1 pseudogene is annotated in these 271 nt (G+C 39.9%); it reads right to left on the bottom strand.

Annotated elements, in window-relative coordinates:
• Positions 1–222: pseudogene (locus SB658_RS24125) on the bottom strand (M48 family metallopeptidase); the annotation flags it as partial.
• Between the last annotated feature and the right edge of the window lie 49 nt (positions 223–271).

The raw sequence follows: 271 nt of genomic DNA, 5'->3' as shown, positions 1-271 counted from the left end.
AATCCATTCCAGAGGCGTCGCTAAAAAGTACAGTAAATTTTTCACGCGCGAATAATCTTGGCTTAGCGTAAGCTCTCTTGCATTCATAAACGTTTCTGGATCTGCACTCGTTCCTTTATACATGTCCGGAATAAGTTCATGATTCCATCCAAATAAATACCAATATATAAGCAATGCAAACCCAACGTACAAAAAAAGCGACCACCCAATAACCTTCCTCACGCTATTCCCTCCTCTATGCTGCCTGTCTATTATTATTGTAAGTTCGTAC

Source organism: Bacillus sp. SIMBA_008 (assembly GCF_046535495.1).
Classification (GTDB): Bacteria; Bacillota; Bacilli; order Bacillales; family Bacillaceae; genus Bacillus; species Bacillus subtilis.
The sequence above is the reverse complement of the archived record's forward strand: the minus strand, read 5'-3'. Positions and strand labels throughout refer to the sequence as shown.